The 16,443-nt window shown below is 63.2% G+C and carries 18 protein-coding genes; 12 read left to right on the plus strand and 6 right to left on the minus strand.

Translation table 11 applies throughout. The annotated features are described in order from the left end of the window. Positions 1-4: 4 nt before the first annotated feature. From AC07Y2_RS15640 to AC07Y2_RS15680, 9 genes are all read left to right on the plus strand, one after another. Positions 5-880, plus strand: a complete 876-nt coding sequence (locus AC07Y2_RS15640; RefSeq protein WP_039770357.1) for an alpha/beta fold hydrolase — start codon at positions 5-7, stop codon at positions 878-880. A 253-nt stretch (positions 881-1,133) separates the two neighbouring features. Continuing rightward, entirely contained in the window at positions 1,134-2,336 is a 1,203-nt protein-coding gene (locus AC07Y2_RS15645; RefSeq protein WP_039770359.1) for a PepSY-associated TM helix domain-containing protein, read from the plus strand. Beyond that, positions 2,333-2,872: a PA2404 family protein gene (locus AC07Y2_RS15650; protein WP_039770361.1), complete on the plus strand. Its 540-nt coding sequence runs from the start codon at positions 2,333-2,335 to the stop codon at positions 2,870-2,872. Before AC07Y2_RS15645 ends, AC07Y2_RS15650 begins: the two co-directional genes overlap by 4 nt. Continuing rightward, on the plus strand, positions 2,869-3,210 hold the full coding sequence (locus AC07Y2_RS15655) for a hypothetical protein (protein ID WP_039770363.1): 342 nt from the start codon (positions 2,869-2,871) through the stop codon (positions 3,208-3,210). Before AC07Y2_RS15650 ends, AC07Y2_RS15655 begins: the two co-directional genes overlap by 4 nt. Continuing rightward, positions 3,207-3,773 carry a DUF6162 family protein gene (locus AC07Y2_RS15660; RefSeq protein ID WP_074687918.1) on the plus strand — a complete coding sequence of 189 codons (567 nt, stop codon included), beginning with the start codon at positions 3,207-3,209 and terminating at the stop codon, positions 3,771-3,773. Before AC07Y2_RS15655 ends, AC07Y2_RS15660 begins: the two co-directional genes overlap by 4 nt. A gap of 34 nt (positions 3,774-3,807) precedes the next feature. Further along, on the plus strand, positions 3,808-4,737 hold the full coding sequence (locus AC07Y2_RS15665) for a metal ABC transporter substrate-binding protein (RefSeq protein ID WP_039770367.1): 930 nt from the start codon (positions 3,808-3,810) through the stop codon (positions 4,735-4,737). Then, complete coding sequence (locus AC07Y2_RS15670) at positions 4,734-5,477, plus strand: metal ABC transporter ATP-binding protein (RefSeq protein ID WP_103386320.1); 744 nt, start codon at positions 4,734-4,736, stop codon at positions 5,475-5,477. Before AC07Y2_RS15665 ends, AC07Y2_RS15670 begins: the two co-directional genes overlap by 4 nt. Further along, positions 5,477-6,376, plus strand: coding sequence for a metal ABC transporter permease (locus AC07Y2_RS15675; RefSeq protein ID WP_039770371.1), 900 nt, complete (start codon positions 5,477-5,479; stop codon positions 6,374-6,376). Before AC07Y2_RS15670 ends, AC07Y2_RS15675 begins: the two co-directional genes overlap by 1 nt. Next, positions 6,377-7,276 (plus strand): metal ABC transporter substrate-binding protein, encoded by a 900-nt coding sequence (locus AC07Y2_RS15680; protein ID WP_103386321.1) that lies wholly within the window; start codon positions 6,377-6,379, stop codon positions 7,274-7,276. A gap of 205 nt (positions 7,277-7,481) precedes the next feature. Here the strand turns inward: AC07Y2_RS15680 and AC07Y2_RS15685 are convergent, their stop codons facing one another. From AC07Y2_RS15685 to AC07Y2_RS15705, 5 genes are all read right to left on the minus strand, one after another. Beyond that, positions 7,482-7,706: an MbtH family protein gene (locus tag AC07Y2_RS15685; protein ID WP_007917715.1), complete on the minus strand. Its 225-nt coding sequence runs from the start codon at positions 7,704-7,706 to the stop codon at positions 7,482-7,484. A gap of 82 nt (positions 7,707-7,788) precedes the next feature. Then, the gene (locus tag AC07Y2_RS15690) at positions 7,789-9,201 is read right to left on the minus strand and encodes an aspartate aminotransferase family protein (protein WP_103386322.1); all 1,413 of its coding nucleotides are present in this window, start codon (positions 9,199-9,201) and stop codon (positions 7,789-7,791) included. A gap of 142 nt (positions 9,202-9,343) precedes the next feature. Next, positions 9,344-9,829, minus strand: coding sequence for a GNAT family N-acetyltransferase (locus AC07Y2_RS15695; protein WP_103386323.1), 486 nt, complete (start codon positions 9,827-9,829; stop codon positions 9,344-9,346). A 107-nt stretch (positions 9,830-9,936) separates the two neighbouring features. Continuing rightward, complete coding sequence (locus AC07Y2_RS15700) at positions 9,937-11,259, minus strand: ATP-binding protein (protein WP_103386324.1); 1,323 nt, start codon at positions 11,257-11,259, stop codon at positions 9,937-9,939. Next, entirely contained in the window at positions 11,259-11,939 is a 681-nt protein-coding gene (locus AC07Y2_RS15705; RefSeq protein ID WP_011335250.1) for a response regulator, read from the minus strand. Before AC07Y2_RS15705 ends, AC07Y2_RS15700 begins: the two co-directional genes overlap by 1 nt. 153 nt (positions 11,940-12,092) lie before the next feature. Between AC07Y2_RS15705 and dsbD the strand changes: the two genes are divergently transcribed. The 3 genes from dsbD to dsbG are packed head-to-tail and all read left to right on the plus strand — an operon-like array spanning position 12,093 to position 15,441. Next, a complete protein-coding gene (gene dsbD / locus AC07Y2_RS15710) occupies positions 12,093-13,823 on the plus strand; it encodes a protein-disulfide reductase DsbD (RefSeq protein ID WP_103386325.1) in 1,731 nt (576 codons plus the stop codon). After that, positions 13,823-14,695: a TlpA disulfide reductase family protein gene (locus AC07Y2_RS15715; RefSeq protein WP_074687932.1), complete on the plus strand. Its 873-nt coding sequence runs from the start codon at positions 13,823-13,825 to the stop codon at positions 14,693-14,695. Before dsbD ends, AC07Y2_RS15715 begins: the two co-directional genes overlap by 1 nt. Then, entirely contained in the window at positions 14,671-15,441 is a 771-nt protein-coding gene (gene dsbG, locus AC07Y2_RS15720) for a thiol:disulfide interchange protein DsbG (RefSeq protein WP_103386326.1), read from the plus strand. Before AC07Y2_RS15715 ends, dsbG begins: the two co-directional genes overlap by 25 nt. Positions 15,442-15,472: 31 nt before the next feature. Here the strand turns inward: dsbG and AC07Y2_RS15725 are convergent, their stop codons facing one another. After that, positions 15,473-16,285: an alpha/beta fold hydrolase gene (locus AC07Y2_RS15725; RefSeq protein ID WP_103386327.1), complete on the minus strand. Its 813-nt coding sequence runs from the start codon at positions 16,283-16,285 to the stop codon at positions 15,473-15,475. Positions 16,286-16,443: the final 158 nt, after the last annotated feature.

Raw genomic sequence — 16,443 nt, forward strand, 5'->3', positions numbered from 1 at the left:
CCCGATGTTTGCCGGATTCGTCAAAGATCAGCGCCACGTCAACGGTGTGGACATCAGCTACCGCATCAAAGGCAGCGGCCCGGGCCTGCTGCTGTTGCACGGGCACCCGCAGACCCACGTCATCTGGCACAAGATCGCCGAACAACTGGCGGAGCACTTCACGGTGATCGCCGCCGACCTGCGCGGTTATGGCGACAGCAGCCGACCGCCGGCCGATGAGCGGCACACCAACTATTCCAAACGCGAAATGGCCCGCGACGGCGTGGAATTGATGAAAGCGCTGGGCTTCACGCAGTTCTCGATCCTTGCCCACGACCGTGGCGCGCGGGTTGCCCATCGCCTGGCGCTCGATCATCCCGCGGTTGTGCAGCGCATGGTCCTGCTCGACATCGCGCCAACGCTGGCGATGTACAGCCAGACCAATGAAGCCTTCGCCCGGGCCTACTGGCACTGGTTCTTCCTGATCCGCCCGGCACCGTTGCCGGAAACCCTGATCGAAGCCGATCCTGAAGGTTACCTGCGCAGTGTTATGGGCAGCCGTAGCGCCGGGCTCGCACCCTTCACCGACGAGGCGTTCAGCGAATACCGGCGTTGCCTGGAACGTCCCGGCAGTGCTCGTGGGATCTGCGAGGATTACCGTGCCAGTGCCGGCATCGACCTGGAACATGATCGCGCCGACATCACGACTGGTCGCCACCTGAACCTGCCGTTGCTGGTGCTGTGGGGCGCCGAGGGCACCGTCGGTCGCTGCTTCGATCCGCTGAGGGAATGGCAACAAGTTGCCACTGATGTACGGGGCAAGGCTTTGCCTGCCGGGCATTACCTCGCCGAAGAAGTGCCCGAATTGTTGCTGACCGAAGCACTCGACTTTCTCCGCTGATTCCCCTCCTTCAATCCGGCGGCATGCGCTGCCGGACTGCTTCGCCTCCCCCGCAAAAATCCGCCCACGCGACAGCCATCTGCAATCGCGAAACATTTACTTTCATATCGTTTATCGGGATTTGCTTCGGTCATCCGTCTTATAGAGATGCGGGCCGGTCGCGTAGGCAAAAGCCACGACCGGCCTTTCAGGGGACTCCCGTGCTGCGAAGCCCGTAGTACCGCTCCCTCTCACTGAATCAAGACCCGTCATCATGTCGAAGAAATCCCGCTCGAAACTGTGGTTCCTGGTACACAGCTGGCTGGCGTTGCCGATCTGGTTTTTCGTTCTGATCGTCTGCGTCACCGGCACCCTGGCGGTGGTCAGCCAGGAAATCGTCTGGCTGGCCAACCCGCAGATGCGCGCCAGCGCCCCTTCGGACGACGCACCATTGCTCAGCTATGATCAGGTCCTGGCCGCGATCAAGAAGGCCGAACCGCAGACAGTGGTGCAAAGCATCAGTCGTCCGGACGAATCGCACTTTGCCCTCGACGTCGAGGTCAGCTACCCCGACGGGCGTTCGCTGACGGTCTACGTCAACCCGTACACCGGCGTCATCCAGGGCCCCGCGCCAACCTTCAACTTCAAGGCGTTCACCCGCGCACTGCATGGCTGGTGGCTGGTGCCGTTCACCAACGGCTTCAGTTGGGGCTGGTATCTGGTGTCGTTCCTCGGCCTGCCGATGCTCGCTTCGCTGGTGACCGGGCTGGTGGTGTACAAGCGCTTCTGGAAAGGCTTTTTCCGCCCGACCCTGCGCATTCGTCACGGTGCGCGGATTTTCTGGGGCGACTTTCACCGCCTCAGCGGCATCTGGTCGATCTGGTTCATCGCGGTGATTTCCATTACCGGCGTGTGGTTCCTGATCCGCGCCCTGCTGTTCGATTTCCAGATTTCCATTTCCAGCGAGCCGGTCATCCCGGCGATGTCCCGGGAAAGTGTGCCGATCTCCGCCGACGGCACACCTCCACCGCGGATCAGTCTCGACTCGGCCATCGAGATCGCTCAACAAAAGATCCCGGGGCTGGAAGCCAGTTTCGTCAGCCTGCCCGGCAACGCCTACAGCCACATGAGTGTCGGTGGTCGTGGCTGGTATCCGCTGATGTTCCAGACCGCCACGCTCAATCCTTACAACGGTGACATTGCCGCCTCGCGCCTGCTGTCCGACCGCTCCGCCCTGGAGTTCGTCACCGAATCGATGCGTCCGCTGCACACCGGCGATTTCGGCGGAATCTGGATCAAGCTGATCTGGTTCTTCTTCGGCCTGCTGCTGAGCATGATGGTTCTCAGCGGCCTGCTGATCTGGACCAAGCGCACCGCCCTGGCCACGCTCAACGCACTCAAGCGCGAAGACAAGAGAAACCGCAAGGTCGCGTCACGATCGACGTCCCGACATGAACCTTCGGAGGTGCGTCCGTGAGCCACATTGGAATAACACCACCGTCGCGCCTGAACCGGTTCTGGCACAAATGGCGTTTCCACCTCAATGTCCTGTTATTGCTGATCCCGCTCGGCTTCATGCCCAAATACTTCGCCGATGCTTCGCTGTTTCGCGGTGACAGCGGACTGGGTGAACGGGAGATCGGCGAAATCCAGGTCGGTCCCTGGAGCCTGCGACTGGCCGAACTGCGTAATCAGGCACCGACCCTGACCGGCCCGGCCGGCTACATGAAAGATTTCAGCGCCGCCCTCTGCGACGCCTGTGTCGACCACGTCAAGGCGACGTACCTGCGCATCGGCAAACCTCGCAGCCTGCGCGCGGCCGGGGTGATTTTCTTCGGCACGCCGTACCGCATGGGTACCCAGTTGCCGGTTCCGGAAAAGACCGCTGCCGACGCCGAACTGTGGATCACCATGGAAGGCTGGGACGGCAGCATGCACCAAGCCTCGATTCCGCTGAGCCAGGCCTCGCCTGCCACCCTCGCCTGGCTGAACAAACAAGGAGCCAAACCATGAGTCATGCCCAACGCCCCTTCCGCTTGCTCCTGAGCAATACCTTGCTGGTGCTGACTGCCGGTTTCAGCGCCGGCGTCCTGGCCCATAATCCGATGTGCGAGTGCAAGGCCATCGATGCCGAGCAGATCAAGTGCACCGGCGGTTTCTCCGACGGCAGCGGCGCGCCGGGGGTGACCCTCGATGTGATCGGCTACGACGAAACCATCCTGGTGCCGGGCAAGCTCGGCGCCGACTCGACCCTGACCTTCAAGAAACCCGGCGCCGAGTTCTACGTGCTGTTCGACGCCGGCCCTGGCCACGTGGTCGAAATCGACCAAGCGGATATCGAAGCCCCATGACCACGCCGACCACCCAGGTTGTACGCCCGGCCGGTGCCGGGCACGAAACCCTCAATGTGCTGCTGATGTGCCTGCTGATCATCGCGGTTGCCGGCTCGGTAGTGACATGGCGCGGCGTTTCCCGCGAACCGGAGCCGGTTTCAAGCCATCAACTGGACGCCCGTCGCGACCTTGGCGCCAGCGAGCAGGGCATCTATGCGGATCTGCGCGTGACCCTCGACGAGATCCGCCTGCTGCGTGAAGAACAGCAAACGCTGCCAAGCCCGCAGAACCTGGCCGATGAAGGTTTTGCACCGTTCGCCCAGGACGCCAGCTCGGTCAGTCGAGGCGGTCACGCCTGGCAGTTGCTGGCGGACCGCGCCTACTTCGGCCACAGCCAGGCACCAGCCGTGGCCGGTTCGTTTCTGATGCGCCTGAACGACGCCGCGCCGGACATCTGGCTCAACCGCGCCACCGACCTGCAAGCGCCGAAAGACCTGTCAGACGCAGCGCTGACCGCTGCCGGATGGAAACAGATCGTCGCGCAATTCGATGCCGGGGTGACCCGCGAACATCGCCATTGAACCCTCGCCTTTACCGAGAGAAGACCGCTTGCCCATGCCTAGTTCATCTCAACGCCGTCCTTTCCTGCGCCTGCTGCTGATCGGTCTGTGCGCCTGCCTGCTGAGCCCGCTGGCCAGCGCCGATCAGGCCAAGCGCCTGCGCATCGGCATCACCCTGCATCCGTATTACAGCTATGTGGCGAACATCGTCGGCGACAAGGCCGAGGTCGTGCCGCTGATTCCCGCCGGCTTCAACCCGCACGCCTACGAGCCGCGCGCCGAAGACATCAAGCGCATCAGCGGGCTGGATGTGATCGTGCTCAACGGCGTTGGCCATGACGACTTCGCCGATCGCATGATCGCCGCCAGCGAAACGCCGAACATCAAGACCATCGAAGCCAACGAAAACGTGCCGTTGCTGGCCGCCACCGGGGTTGCCGCGCGCGGTGCCGGCAAAGTGGTGAACCCGCACACCTTCCTTTCGATCAGCGCCTCGATTGCCCAGGTCAACAACATCGCCCGTGAGCTGGGCAAGCTCGACCCGGACAATGCCAAGGCTTACACCCAGAACGCCCGCGCCTACGGCAAACGCCTGCGGCAGATGCGCGCCGACGCCCTGGCCAAGCTGACCCAGGCGCCGAACGCCGAACTGCGAGTGGCCACGGTGCACGCCGCTTATGACTACCTGCTGCGTGAATTCGGCCTGGAAGTCACCGCGGTGGTCGAGCCGGCCCACGGCATCGAGCCAAGCCCGAGCCAGTTGAAGAAAACCATCGACCAACTGCGCGAGCTGGACGTGAAAGTGATCTTCTCCGAGATGGATTTCCCGTCCACCTACGTCGAAACCATCCAGCGTGAATCCGGTGTGAAGCTGTACCCGCTGTCGCACATTTCCTATGGCGAATACACCGCCGACAAGTACGAAAAGGAAATGACCGGCAACCTCAACACCGTAGTGCGGGCGATTCAGGAGTCCGGCGCATGACGGCTCAGGAAAACCTCTCAATCACCCTTAACGGCCCGACCCTGGATTTCGCGGACGTCAGCCTGACCCTCGGCCGCACGACGATCCTCGACAAGGTCACCTTTCAAGTTCAGCCCGGCAGCGTGCATGCGCTGGTCGGCCCCAACGGCGGCGGCAAGAGTTCGCTGATCAAGACCCTGCTCGGGCAGATGCCCCATCAGGGCCGGCTCAGTCTGCAATGGCCCGGCGAGCCCGGCACCATCGGTTACGTGCCGCAGGCGCTGGAATTCGACCGCGGCCTGCCGATGACCGTCGACGACTTCATGGCTGCCATGTGTCAGCGGCGCCCGGCCTTTCTCGGTTTGAGCAAACGCTACGCCGGCGCCATCGGTGATGCGCTGGAGCGGGTCGGCATGCAGGACAAACGCAAGCGCCGGATGGGTGCGCTGTCCGGTGGCGAACGCCAGCGGGTACTGCTTGCCCAAGGCCTGATTCCGGCGCCGCAATTGCTGGTGCTGGATGAACCGATGTCGGCCCTCGACGAAGCCGGGATCCAGGTGTTCGAGCGTTTGCTCGGTGACTGGCGTGCGGCGGGCATCACCGTGCTGTGGATCGAGCACGATCTGGAAGCAGTCGGGCGTCTGGCCAATCGCGTCACCGGCCTTAACCGCCGGGTGCTGTTCGACGCCACGCCGCAACAGGCCCTGACTCCGGAGCGCCTGCTGACCCTGTTCTCGACCCATCCACGGAGCGCTGCCTGATGAGTTACGAAGCCTTTCGTTTGATGGTGCAAGGCTGGGCCTCATCCGGTTACCTGCCGGAAGCCCTGGCCTATGGATTTGTGGTCAATGCCTTGCTCGCCGGTCTGCTGATCGGCCCGGTACTGGGTGGCCTCGGCACGCTGGTGGTGGTCAAGCGCTTCGCGTTTTTCTCCGAGGCGGTCGGCCACGCGGCACTGACCGGGGTGGCCATCGGCATTCTGCTCGGCGAACCCTACACCGGGCCTTACGGCAGCCTGTTCGGCTACTGCCTGTTGTTCGGGATTTCGCTCAATTACCTGCGCAACCGTACCGGGCTGGCCCCGGACACATTGATTGGCGTATTCCTGTCGGTGTCTCTCGCTCTGGGTGCCAGCCTGCTGCTGATTCTGGCAGGCAAGATCAACGTGCACATTCTGGAAAACGTGCTGTTCGGCTCGGTGCTGACGGTCAACGGTAACGACCTGCTGGTGCTGGCGATTGTCGGTTCACTGGTAATGGCGCTGGCCCTACCGCTGTACAACCGGATCATGCTCGCCAGCTTCAACCCGCAACTGGCGGCGGTGCGCGGTGTCGCGGTGAAAACCCTGGATTACCTGTTCGTGATTCTGGTGACGCTGATCACCGTTGCCGCCGTGAAAGTCATCGGCGCGATTCTGGTCGGTGCGCTGCTGGTGATTCCGGCGGCGGCGGCTCGTTTGCTCAGCCAGTCGCTCAAGGGCTTTTTCTGGTGTTCGGTGCTGATCGCCACGGTCAGCACGCTGTGCGGGATTCTTGCGCCGATCGTGTTCGACCTGCCGATTCCGTCCGGCGCCGCGATCATTCTGGTCGCCGGTATCGCCTTCGCCCTCGCCGCAATTGCCCGGGGCGTCGTCCCCAGTCTGAAAGGGAACCTTGGATAAATGGCTTTTTCATTACGACAACTTGCTCTGGCCATTGCCCTAAGCGGCGTGGTTTCGAGCCCTCTGCTGGCTGCCGAGAAACCATTGCGGGTGCTGGCCTCGCTGCCGATCACTTATGGTCTGGGCGAAGTCCTGATCAAAGGCACCGACATCAGCCTCGAACGCGCAGCACCGGCCAACCTGCCAGGCAGCCGCCAGACCGCCTACTTCACCGGTCGCGGCGCCCCAGCGCTGAGCAAACTGGCCACGGGCGCCGATGCAGTGATCGGCGTGCGCTCGCTGTGGGCCGATGACCCGCTGTACCCGATCGCCCGCCGCAGCAACATCCGCATCGTCGAAGTCGACGCAGCCCGCCCGGTGGACGGCGCCCTGCCCGGCATTGCCGTGCAACCGGGGCTCAAGGTCGACGGCCTGAACAGTCAGCCGTGGCTGGCGAGCAACAACATGGGGCGTATGGCTGACGTGATGGCGGCGGATCTGGTGCGCCTGGCACCGAAGGACAAACCGAAGATCGAGGCCAATCTGGCGGCGCTGAAACAGCGTCTGCTGAAACTCAGTGCCGACAGCGAAGCGCGTCTGGCCCGTGCCGACAACCTGAGCGTGATGAGCCTGAGCGATCACTTCGGTTACCTGATCGGCAGCCTCAATCTGGAGTTGATCGGACAGGATGCGCGACCGGATGCCGAATGGACGCCGGAGGAGCTGAAAAAACTGACCGCGACTTTGAAAGACAACGACGTAGCAGTGGTGCTGCACCATCGCGAGCCTTCGGATGCGGTGAAAGCGGCGATTGCCGAATCGGGCAGTCAACTGCTGGTGCTCAGCACCGATGCAGCGGATCCGGTGGCAGAGCTGGAAGGCAATGTGGATGTGCTGCTCAAGGGCTTGAGCGGCGCCTAAGGCCAGTTGCCCCCCCGTTGATCGTTCCCACGCTCCGCGTGGGAATGCAGCCCGGGACGCTCCGCGTCCCTTGCGAAGCGGACGCGGAGCGTCCAATGAGGCATTCCCACGCAGAGCGTGGGAACGATCATCAAGGCCGATCTTCCAGACATGAAAAAACCCGCTGACCGTTCCCGGTTCAGCGGGTTTCTTTTTGGCTGAAGACTTACTGGGCAGCTGCTTGCGCTTCCATCTTCTGGCGCAGGCTCAGCGGACGCATGTCGGTCCAGACTTCTTCGATGTAGGCCAGACATTCCTTCTTCAGGCCGCTCTTGCCAACGGTGCGCCAGCCTTCCGGCACGGCCTTGTAGTCCGGCCAGATCGAGTACTGCTCTTCGTGGTTGACCACGACTTGAAAGAGGATGTCCTCGCGGTCGAATACTGACGTCATGCTGTGTCTCCATCGCTGTAAGGGTGGGCTGCACGACGGTGCAGCCGGGTATGTAGAAAGAACGTTCGACGCGGCGAAAAATTTACAGGCCGGAGGTCGCGGCGCTCAACGCACGGCCGAAGATCTCGGCGACGCGGTCGACTTCAGCCGCGGTGATCACCAGCGGCGGCAGGAATCGCACCACCGCACCATGCCGCCCGCCCAGCTCCAGAATCAGGCCACGCTTGAGGCATTCGCGCTGAACCAGCGGCGCCAGACGTGCGAAGGCCGGTGGATGCCCCAGCGCATCCGGTGCACCGTTCGGATCGACCAGTTCGACACCGAGCATCAGGCCACGACCACGAATATCGCCCAGTTGCGGGAAATCGCGCTGCAGAATGCGCAGGTGTTCGCTCAGGCGTTCGCCCATGGCAGCAGCGTGTTCGCAGACCTTGTGCTCGACCAGGTAACGCATCACCGCAGAGCCGGCGGCCATCGCCATCTGGTTGCCACGGAACGTACCGGCGTGAGCGCCCGGTTGCCAGGTGTCAAGCCAGTCGCGATAAACCACCACGGCCAGCGGCAAGCTGCCGCCGATGGCCTTGGACAGCACCACCACATCCGGGGTGATGCCGGCGTGTTCGAAGGCAAACATCTTGCCGGTGCGGGCGAAACCGCTCTGGATCTCATCGATGATCAGCGCCACGCCGGCCTTTTCGGTGATGCGGCGCAGACCGCGCAGCCACTCGATGTCCGCCGGGATCACGCCGCCCTCGCCCTGCACCGCTTCGACGATCACCGCTGCCGGCAATTGCACGCCAGCCTCTGGATCATTGAGCAGGTTTTCCAGGTAGCTCAGGTTGGCTTTCACACCGGCCGTGCCACCGAGGCCGAACGGGCAACGGTAGTCGTAAGGGAACGGCATGAATTGCACGCCGTTGCTGAGCAACGCGCCCAGTGGTTTTTTCGGCCCCAGGCTGCCCATCAGGCTCAAGGCGCCCTGGCTCATGCCGTGGTAACCGCCGGAGAACGACAGCACGGTGCTGCGCCCGGTGGCGGTGCGTACCAGTTTCAGCGCGGCTTCCACGGCGTCGGTGCCGGTCGGGCCGCAGAACTGGATTTTCGCTTCCTTGGCCAATGCCGGAGGCAGCAGGCCGAACAGGTCCTGCACGAACTGGTCTTTCACCGGCGTGGTCAGATCCAGGGTGTGCAGTGGCAACTCATCGGCCAGTACCTGCTGAATGGCCTCGATCACTACCGGATGGTTATGCCCCAGCGCGAGGGTGCCGGCGCCGGCCAGGCAATCGATGAAGCTGCGGCCTTCGACGTCCTCGACGTACAGGCCCTTGGCGCGCTTGAGCGCCAGGGGAATCCGGCGCGGGTAGCTGCGGGCATTGGATTCCTGCTGGCTCTGACGGGCCAGCAACGGCGACTCATTGAACTGATACAGCGTTTCAGCCGACGCGGAGGCGATCCGGGCCGACGGCTCTTCGATAAGGCTGGTGGCGACTGACATCTCTCGACCCCTCAATACGCTATGGATAGTGACCAAAACTGCACACCGGGCAGGTGCGCGTTCCGGTCGCGGGGCGCACATGCAGGTTTTCCTGTTCTGGAAACGCACCAGCGTGTCGAGGATTTACACCCTTGATCGAATGTCAGGCCGACAATGCCAGCGGCTTGTGCATCGGCAGGGCCAAAATGCCGTGATGTGCAAAGGGAGACGCCGCTTCGCGATAACCCAGACGCCGATAGAACGCCTCGCCGGTTCGCGTGCTGGCGAGCCTGACGCGAGGCTGGCCACGAATTCTCAACCAGCCCTCGAGATCGCCCATCAATGCGCGACCCGCACCGCGACGAAACCACTCCGGCTGCACATGACAGAACGTGATCTCGCCATTGGCCGCGGCCATGCCGACGCCGACCGGTTTGTCCTGCAACAGCGCAATATTCAGATAATGACGGGGATCGGCGAGCCACGCGCTGATGTGCTCAGCCGATTGTCGGCGGACCCAGCGATCGACCAGTTGTGGATCGTTGCGATGGTCAAGCGCGCAACCGACGCGGATCGAGCGTTCGAGAATCCGGCTGATGACGCCGGCGTCGGCGGGGGTGGCGGGACAGATGTGAATGGGTGCTTCCATGGCGCTGTTTCCCTCAATCCATTGAGTCAAAGGCTGGGGCGACAATAACGTCGCGGCCGGCGGATGACTAATGGAGAGAGGTTACATTTGATGTGCCCGGCAAACTGTCAGACCGGTTGCAGCGGCATGCTCAGCTCGACCCGCAAACCATCCGGACGGCTGTCGAAATGCAGGGTGCAGGCGCAGCGCTGAACGATCGCCTGGACAATCGCCAGCCCCAGTCCGCAGCCGGTGCTCTGGCCGTTGCGCCAGAAGCGCTGGGTCAGGTGTTGCAGATCGTCCGGGGCAATCCCCGGCCCATGGTCGCGCACCACGAAACGCACGCGATTGGCGGTAGTATCCAGGCTCAGATCCACCGCGCCGTCCGTCGGCGTATGACGCAGGGCATTGTCAAGCAGATTGCGCAGGGCCGCGATCGACAGCACGGCCGGCATTTGCAGTGGAGCTTCGGACAAACGCTCGGGCAGGTGCAGTCTTATCCGCTGGCGCTGGTCGCCGGCCGAGTCCTGGATCGCCAGTTTCGCTACCTGCTCGGCGCTGCACTGCACACCGTCGTCGAACGACAGACTGCCTTCGACCCGCGCCAGCAACAGTAACTGCTCAAGGGTCCGATGCAGGCGGTCGGCACCCTCCTCGGCCCGGGCCAGAGACTGATCGCGGGCGCTGCCATCGGTCATGCGCGCCACTTGCAGGTGGGTCTTGATCGCCGTCAGCGGGCTGCGCAGTTCGTGGGCGGCATCGCCGGTCAGGCGACGCTCGCGCTCGATGGTCTTGCCGATGCGCTGGAACAGCTGATTCTGGGTTTCCAGCAGCGGTTTCAGTTCGCTGGGGAATGACTGCAACTGCAACGGCTCCAGCGAGTCGGCATTGCGGCGCATCAAGGCTTCGCGCAAGCGATTCAACGGTGCCAGACCCTGACCGATCCCCAGCCACAACAGGCACAGGCAGCCAAGCAACGCCACGCCGACCGGCACCGAGGCCGCCAGCAGAATCGACATGTTCAGGGCTTCACGCTCGATCACCCGGTCGGCGGTGGTGATCCGCACATCGCCCCGAGCCAGGGTGAAGCTGCGCCATGGCGCACCGTCGATCATTTGATCGTGGAAGCCCATTTTCTGGGCTTCCAGCGCCTGTTCCGGGTTGTTGTGGCTGCGTGCGAGGATTTCCCCGCGCAGCGAGCTGACCTGACAGGCCATGCCGCCGGGAATGTTCAACTGCTCGGCGCTGAAATGAGTGCCCTCGCCTTTGCTCGGGACAGCCGGCAATTGTTCCAGCAACCCGGCGACCATCCGCGCCGACGCCACCAGGCGCTGGTCGAGGGAAAACATCATCTGGTTGCGCAGGTCGCTGAGCATCCAGGCGGCCGCCAATGCCCAGATCAGCGCGAATGCGGCGCCGAGGGTCAGGCTCAGGCGCAGGCGCAGGCTCATCACTTGTCGGGTTCTCCGCCATCGGCCGGGCCCAGGCGATAACCCAGACCGCGCACGGTTTCGACGATGCCTTTGCCGAGTTTGCTGCGCAGGTGATGGATGTGCACATTGAGCGCATTGCTTTCCAGTTCATCGTTGAAACCGTAGACGCTGTCCTTCAACTGCTCGGTGGACAGCACCCGGCCGCGGTTGTGCAGCAAGGCTTGCAACAACGACTGCTCGCGCCGCGACAGATCCACCGGACGCCCCGCCAGGGTGGTTTCGCGACTGCTCGGATCGTAAGTCAGCGCGCCGTGTTCGATCAGATTGACACTGCGTCCGGCCACCCGGCGCAGCAGGGTTTGCAGGCGGGCGAACAACTCGCGCAGGTCGAATGGCTTGAGCAGGTAGTCGTCGGCACCGGACTGAAGACCGTCGACACGATCGGTAACCGAATCCCGCGCAGTCAGGATCAGGACCGGAATCTCCAGGCCTTGCTGACGCAGTTGTTGCAGCAACTTGAGGCCATCTTCGTCCGGCAGGCCGAGATCGAGCACCATCACGTCGAATTCGGCAACCTTGAGGATCGCCCGTGCCTTGGAGGCGGTGTTGACGTGCTCGACGGTCAGGCCCTGCGCCGTCAGCCCGGCGACGATCCCGCTGGCGATCAACTCATCGTCTTCGCAAACCAGTACGTGCATGGTGAGTCCCGTGGAAAAGTGCTGATTAGGCCGCTGGCCGATTAAGCCGACATTATGCCCCGAACGCCACCGCGACAAGGGCGTCGCGGTTAATCATCGGTTAATCGCCGCCGCCCATTGTGCCCCTCAATTGCACAGGGACAAGGCTCCTCCATGCGTCATTTTTTGCTGTTTTTTGCACTGTTGATTTCGAGTCTGGCCCAGGCAGGGAATGATCCTTTTGCGTCAAAACCGGAGTTTTTGCCGGTCGACAAGGCGTTCGTGCTGACCTCGGAGCGTCTGGATTCCGGCGAGACCCAGCTGTTCTGGCAAATCGCCGATGGCTATTACCTGTATCAGAAGCGTCTGAAATTCGACGGGCTGGCGACGGAAAGCGTCCCGGCCCTGCCCGAAGGCGAGTCCCACAGCGACGAGTATTTCGGCGAGCAACCGGTTTATCGTCAGGGTCTGGAACTGAAGATTCCCGCAGCCGCCACGGGCCAGATAAAGGTCAGTTATCAGGGCTGCGCCGACGCGGGTCTTTGCTATCCACCACAAACCAGAGTGATCGACCTCGGCGGCAAAGCCGCAGCAACGACAGATGAGGCGCCGGATCAGGCACTGGCCAGCGGTCTGCAACAGCATTCGCTGGGCTGGAGTCTGCTGGTGTTCTTCGGTCTCGGTCTGCTGCTGGCGTTTGCGCCGTGCTCGTTGCCGATGCTGCCGATTCTGGCGGGCATGGTCGTGGGCAGCGGCGCCACGCCGCGTCGCGGTTTCGCGCTGGCCGGCAGTTATGTGGTTTGCATGGCTTTGGTGTATGCGGCGATGGGCGTCATTGCCGCGCTGCTGGGTGCCAACCTGCAGGCGGGGTTGCAGAACCCGTGGCTGCTCGGGACGTTCGCGGCAGTGTTTGTGGTTCTGGCGCTGCCGATGTTCGGCTTCTTCGAACTGCAGTTGCCGGTGGCCCTGCGAGATCGACTGGAACACGCCTCGCGCAGCCAGCGCGGCGGCAGCCTGATCGGCGCCGGCGTATTGGGCGCGCTGTCCGGTCTGCTGGTCGGCCCGTGCATGACCGCGCCGCTGGCCGGCGCTCTGCTCTACATCGCGCAAAGCGGCAACGCGCTGCACGGCGGCCTGATCCTGTTTGCTTTGGGCATCGGCATCGGCGTTCCGCTGCTGTTGCTGGTAACGGTCGGCAATCGCTTCCTGCCCAAGCCCGGCGCGTGGATGAATCTGCTCAAGGGCATATTCGGTTTTCTGTTCCTTGCCACCGCGCTGCTGATGCTGCGCCCGGTGCTGGATCCGTCGCTGTGGTTGGGCCTGTGCGGCGCGCTGCTGTTGATCGCCGCTTACAGCGCCTGGAAACAGTCCGATGGCTTTGGTCGCGTGGCGCAACTGTTCGGTGCCGGTTCGCTGTTGCTGGGCCTGTGGGGCAGTCTGCTGGTGGTCGGGGCGGCGGGCGGCAGTGACGATCCGTATCAGCCGTTGCAGGTGTACAGCGCCGGCCGCGTCGGATCTGCGGTGCCCAGCGGCCACGAAGCCTTCACGACGATCAAGGATCCCGCTGCCCTGCAGCGCGAGCTCGACGCCGCCAAAGCGCAAGGCCAGTGGGTGTTGCTCGATTACTACGCCGACTGGTGCACGTCGTGCAAAATCATGGAGAAACAGGTGTTCGGCCAGGCGCGGGTGATGCAGGCCCTGAGCGATGTGCGCTTGCTACGGCTCGACGTCACCGCCGACAATGCCGCCAGCCGCGAACTGCTCGGCCGTTATAAAGTGCCGGGGCCACCGAGTTTCGTGTGGATCGGCGCCGACGGTGAAGAGCGCCGCAGCCAGCGCATCACCGGCGAGGTCGATGCCGATACTTTCCTGCAACGCTGGACCACCACCCGAGACGCCCGTTAATGCTGACCTTCACCCTCGGCACCTTTGCCATCGCCCTCAACCACCTGCTGCTGATCAGCGCGCTGGCGCTGGCGACTTTCGTCGGCTGGCGGGTGGCCAAGCGCGGCGGTGACAACCCCGAGTCGGCGCTGTTCAGCCTGTTTCTGCTCGGCATGCTGGCGGCGCGCATTGCGTTTGTCGCTGTGTACTGGGGCCACTATCGCAACGATCTGTGGCAGATCATCGACCTGCGCGACGGCGGTTTTCTCGCCTGGCCGGGGGTGATCGTGCTGTTGCTGGCGGCGCTGTATCGCGGCTGGCGCCGGCCGGGCTTGCGTCGCCCGCTGGGTTTCGGCGTGGTCAGCGGTGTGGCGTTCTGGGTGCTGGCGACCCTGTCGCTGAATATCTACGAGCAAGGCACGCGCCTGCCGGACATCACTCTGCGCAACGCCGCCGGGGAAACCGTGAAACTCACCGACTATCAGGGCGGGCCGCTGGTGATCAACCTGTGGGCCACCTGGTGTCCGCCGTGCCGCCGGGAAATGCCGGTGCTGGAAAACGCCCAGCAACAACGCCCGGACCTGACGTTCCTGTTCGTCAACCAGGCCGAAAGCATGCAAAGCGTCGCCACCTTTCTCGAAACCCAGGGTTTGAGCCTGAACAACGTGCTGTTCGACCGCAGCGGACGCCTCGGCCAGGCCGTGGGCTCCATGGCCCTGCCGACTACCCTGTTCTATAGCCCGGACGGTCGCCTGCTGGGCAGCCATTTGGGCGAATTGTCCAACGCCAGCCTGGCCCGTGCTCTGGAAAGCTTCGACACCCCGGCATCCAGCCTGAATCCGGCCACCTCTTCTTCAAGGAAACTGCCATGCCCCGCCTCCGCCACCTGCTGACGCTGACCCTGGGCGCCGCCCTGCTGCACTTGCCGTCGGTCCAGGCTGCTGAAGAACTGCCTGAAGCGATCAAGAAGATCGAAGCCAAGGGCGCCAGGATCGTCGGCCAGTTCGACGCGCCGGACGGCTTGCGCGGTTACGCCGCGCAATACCAGAACCGCGGTATGGCGCTGTACCTGACGCCGGACGGCAAGCACGTGCTGCTGGGCAACCTGTACGACGCCGACGGCAACGACTTGAGCAGCGCGCCACTGCAAAAACTGGTCTACGCGCCGATGGCCAAGGAAATCTGGGCCAAGTTCGAAGCGAGCAACTGGATTCAGGACGGCGACAAGGATGCCCCGCGCACCGTGTACCTGTTCAGCGACCCGAACTGCCCGTACTGCAACATGTTCTGGGAACAGGCCCGCCCATGGGTCAAGGCCGGCAAGGTGCAGCTGCGACACATCATGGTCGGCATCATCCGCGAAGACAGCCCGGCCAAAGCCGCCGCTCTGCTCGCCGCCAAGGACCCGAGCAAAGCCCTGGAAGATCACGAGAAGGCCGGCAAGGCCAGCACCCTCAAGGCCTTGAAGGACATTCCGGTCGCCGTGCAGACCAGACTCGCGGCGAACATGCAGTTGATGGAAGACCTGGAGTTACAGGCCACCCCGGCGATCTTCTACATGGACGACAAGGGCGAACTGCAACAACAGCAAGGCGCGCCGACGCCGGACAAACTGGCGAAGATTCTCGGCCCGAAATAAAAAACGCCCACGCAATGCGTGGGCGTTTTCGTTACTTCAGCTCAGTCAGAAACTTCAGCAGCGTGTCGGTCACGAACGACGGATTCTCCAGATTGGAGATATGCCCCGCCTCCGGCACCAGCACACACGGGCAGCCAATCAACTCGGCCATTTCCCGTGCTTCCGACGGCGGGCGTGGTTTGTCCTGATCGCCACAGACCACCAGCGTGGTCGCCGCATTCAGCTCGCCCAGACGCGGCAAGAGGTCATCACGGCCAAAGGTGATGCGCCCCATCGGCACGATGCTGTCGCGCAGGCGTTCGGCGGAATAGCCGGCGAGTTTTGCGCGGAAATCCTGATACAGCGCCGACTCCCGATCGATGCCCGGGCGGAAGAAGATCGGCACCACGATATCCAGCAGTTGCTCGGAGATCCCGCCGCTTTCCTCGATCTGTTTGAACAGCGAGAAATAGTACTGGCGGGTCGGCTCCGGCTCGACGCCGACGTAAGTGTCCATCAGCACCAGACCGTTGAGCCGCTGCGGCGCCGCCAGTGCCAGGCGCACGCCCCACATGCCGCCGACCGACAGCCCGACCAGGGTCACCCGGTCGATGTCCAGATGATCGAGCAAGGCCAGTGCCTGACGGGCGATGTCGTCCAGCGAAGCGGTGCCTTCAGGCAAGCGACCGGATTCGCCGTGCCCCCACAGATCCAGTGCAATCACCCGATAGTGCGCCGATAGCGCTGCGATCTGCGGTGCCCACATGGCCTGATCCCACAGGTAGCTGCCAGCCAGCAACACCGCCGGGCCTGTGCCTTGATCAATGTAGTGAAGCGCCTGTCCGTCAACTTCGAAGAAAGCCATCGATCACCCCCGCGACAAAAAAAGAGAACCGGCAGACTGGGCTGCCGGATCTCGATCGTCAACTATACAAACGTACATCCATGCACAGACGCAATTGCGTTGAACGCACCGACGCCATCGCTGGCAAGCCAGCGATGAGGCCGGTACAGACGCTGAAA

It is taken from the genome of Pseudomonas sp. GW456-12-1-14-TSB6 (assembly GCF_059424205.1).

What these genes read in the sequence shown, in the direction of transcription:
- AC07Y2_RS15715 (WP_074687932.1), top strand. Translation starts at nt 13,823, where the DNA reads ATGCTGACCTTCACCCTCGGCACCTTTGCCATCGCCCTCAACCACCTG.
- AC07Y2_RS15695 (WP_103386323.1), bottom strand. Translation starts at nt 9,829, where the DNA reads ATGGAAGCACCCATTCACATCTGTCCCGCCACCCCCGCCGACGCCGGC.
- AC07Y2_RS15685 (WP_007917715.1), bottom strand. Translation starts at nt 7,706, where the DNA reads ATGACGTCAGTATTCGACCGCGAGGACATCCTCTTTCAAGTCGTGGTC.
- dsbG (WP_103386326.1), top strand. Translation starts at nt 14,671, where the DNA reads ATGCCCCGCCTCCGCCACCTGCTGACGCTGACCCTGGGCGCCGCCCTG.
- AC07Y2_RS15675 (WP_039770371.1), top strand. Translation starts at nt 5,477, where the DNA reads ATGAGTTACGAAGCCTTTCGTTTGATGGTGCAAGGCTGGGCCTCATCC.
- AC07Y2_RS15670 (WP_103386320.1), top strand. Translation starts at nt 4,734, where the DNA reads ATGACGGCTCAGGAAAACCTCTCAATCACCCTTAACGGCCCGACCCTG.
- dsbD (WP_103386325.1), top strand. Translation starts at nt 12,093, where the DNA reads ATGCGTCATTTTTTGCTGTTTTTTGCACTGTTGATTTCGAGTCTGGCC.
- AC07Y2_RS15645 (WP_039770359.1), top strand. Translation starts at nt 1,134, where the DNA reads ATGTCGAAGAAATCCCGCTCGAAACTGTGGTTCCTGGTACACAGCTGG.
- AC07Y2_RS15700 (WP_103386324.1), bottom strand. Translation starts at nt 11,259, where the DNA reads ATGAGCCTGCGCCTGCGCCTGAGCCTGACCCTCGGCGCCGCATTCGCG.
- AC07Y2_RS15665 (WP_039770367.1), top strand. Translation starts at nt 3,808, where the DNA reads ATGCCTAGTTCATCTCAACGCCGTCCTTTCCTGCGCCTGCTGCTGATC.
- AC07Y2_RS15705 (WP_011335250.1), bottom strand. Translation starts at nt 11,939, where the DNA reads ATGCACGTACTGGTTTGCGAAGACGATGAGTTGATCGCCAGCGGGATC.
- AC07Y2_RS15725 (WP_103386327.1), bottom strand. Translation starts at nt 16,285, where the DNA reads ATGGCTTTCTTCGAAGTTGACGGACAGGCGCTTCACTACATTGATCAA.
- AC07Y2_RS15660 (WP_074687918.1), top strand. Translation starts at nt 3,207, where the DNA reads ATGACCACGCCGACCACCCAGGTTGTACGCCCGGCCGGTGCCGGGCAC.
- AC07Y2_RS15655 (WP_039770363.1), top strand. Translation starts at nt 2,869, where the DNA reads ATGAGTCATGCCCAACGCCCCTTCCGCTTGCTCCTGAGCAATACCTTG.
- AC07Y2_RS15690 (WP_103386322.1), bottom strand. Translation starts at nt 9,201, where the DNA reads ATGTCAGTCGCCACCAGCCTTATCGAAGAGCCGTCGGCCCGGATCGCC.
- AC07Y2_RS15640 (WP_039770357.1), top strand. Translation starts at nt 5, where the DNA reads ATGTTTGCCGGATTCGTCAAAGATCAGCGCCACGTCAACGGTGTGGAC.
- AC07Y2_RS15680 (WP_103386321.1), top strand. Translation starts at nt 6,377, where the DNA reads ATGGCTTTTTCATTACGACAACTTGCTCTGGCCATTGCCCTAAGCGGC.